General features: G+C 76.8%; 1 protein-coding gene. It reads left to right on the forward strand.

Annotated features, from left to right (window positions below; all coding sequences use genetic code 11):
* The coding region (locus tag K4G64_RS39450; protein WP_221760646.1) for an energy-coupling factor transporter transmembrane protein EcfT at nucleotides 1-716 on the forward strand (716 nt) is incomplete at both ends.

A 716-nucleotide genomic window follows, 5' to 3' on the forward strand; every position in this document is an offset into this window, starting at 1 on the left:
TCCCCGAACTCCCCCTCCCCGCCTGGGCCCAGGGCATCCGCCTCGGCGGCGAGGTGACCGCGGAGGCCCTCACCTTCGCCCTGTACGACGGTCTGCGACTGGCCACGCTCCTCATCTGCGTGGGCGCCGCGAACGCCCTCGCCAACCCCGCCCGGCTCCTCAAATCCCTCCCGGGCGCCCTGTACGAGATGGGCGTCGCGGTCGTCGTCGCCCTCACCTTCGCCCCGAACCTCATCGCCGACGTCCAGCGTCTGCGCGCCGCCCGCCGTCTGCGCGGCCGCCCCGACAACGGCATCAGGGGCCTGCTGCACGTGGGCCTCCCGGTCCTGGAGGGCGCGCTGGAGCGTTCGGTCTCCCTCGCCGCCGCGATGGACGCCCGCGGGTACGGCCGTACCGCCCAGGTCCCGCCCGCCGTACGGCGTACCACCGCCGTCCTCACCCTCGGCGGTCTGCTCGGCGTCTGCGCGGGAACGTACGGCCTGCTCACGGCCGAGGGCGCGGCCTACGGCTTCCCCCTGCTCCTCGTGGGTCTCGCCGCCGCCCTCGCGGGTCTCAGACTCGGCGGACGCCGCTCGCCGCGCACCCGCTACCGCCCGGACCGCTGGGACGTGCGCGCCTGGCTGGTCGTCGCCTCCGGCGTCGCGGTCGCGGCCCTGCTCGCCCTCGCCGCGGCCCGTGACCCCGCGGCCCTGCACCCGGGCGTGGTCCCCCTGGTC

It is taken from the genome of Streptomyces sp. WAC04114 (genome assembly GCF_019733245.1).
Taxonomy (GTDB): Bacteria; Actinomycetota; Actinomycetes; order Streptomycetales; family Streptomycetaceae; genus Streptomyces; species Streptomyces massasporeus_A.